This window comes from Erwinia sp. MYb416, from assembly GCF_037479575.1.
GTDB classification, from domain to species: Bacteria; Pseudomonadota; Gammaproteobacteria; order Enterobacterales; family Enterobacteriaceae; genus Erwinia; species Erwinia rhapontici.
Genome location: NZ_JBBGYT010000220.1, coordinates 478 through 1,528 on the forward strand (window position 1 = coordinate 478; position 1,051 = coordinate 1,528).

The 1,051-nt window shown below is 56.4% G+C and carries 1 protein-coding gene; it reads left to right on the top strand.

The genetic code is table 11. The annotated features are described in order from the left end of the window. Nucleotides 1-947: mechanosensitive channel protein (gene ybiO, locus WH277_RS02030; protein ID WP_339504103.1), on the top strand; the 947-nt coding region annotated here is incomplete at its 5' end. Nucleotides 948-1,051 lie beyond the last annotated feature (104 nt).

Here is a 1,051-nt window from a genome sequence, read left to right on the forward strand (position 1 = left end):
AGCTGGCACGGATCATTACCGTATTTGCCGTCACCCTGATGCTGCTAAACGCGTGGAACCTGTTCGACCTCTGGCACTGGCTGACAGCGGGTGCCGGGGAAAAGCTGGTGGATATGATTATTCGTATTGTGGTGATCCTGTTCTTCTCCGCAGTAGGCTGGACGCTGCTCGCCAGCCTGATTGAGAGCCGTCTGGCATCTGACTCCCACGGACGTCCTATGCCCAGCGCACGCACTCGCACGCTGCTGACGCTGTTCCGTAACGCGCTGGCGGTGATTATCAGCACCATCACCATCATGATATTGCTGTCCGAGATTGGGGTGAACATTGCGCCACTGCTGGCCGGCGCCGGGGCGCTGGGACTGGCCGTGTCGTTCGGTTCACAAACGCTGGTGAAGGATATTATTACCGGGGTGTTTATTCAGTTTGAAAACGGCATGAATACCGGAGATCTGGTGACCATCGGGCCGATTACCGGCACGGTAGAGCGGATGTCGATTCGTTCCGTTGGTGTACGCCAGGATACCGGGGCGTATCATATTATTCCCTGGTCTTCGATCACCACCTTTGCCAACTTCGTACGCGGCATCGGTTCCTTTGTCGCCAACTATGATGTCGACCGCCGGGAAGACACGGAACGGGTTAACACCACGCTACAGGCGGCAGTGAAAGCGCTGCTGGAAGACGACAGTATTCGCGCAATGGTGATCGGGGAGCCGGCATTTTCCGGTCTGGTGGGCTTAACCAATCAGTCCTTCACGGTGCGCGTGTCGTTCACCACTCAACCGCTGAAACAGTGGACGGTACGTTTCGCACTGGATGGGATGGTGAAGAAACACTTTGATGCAGCGGGAATTAAAGCACCGCACCAGACGGTGCAGGTGATGCAGACCGGAACCAGTATTGACGGAGCTGCCAGCCTTGAAGCGCTGGAAGCCCCGAAATAAGGTGTTTGACGCCCGCTTAACCGAAACGGGCCGACGCACGCAGCGGCAACGTTAAAGATTAAGGTTGCGGGTTCTCTGGGGCTGTTCCATAAAACTCCACGCAA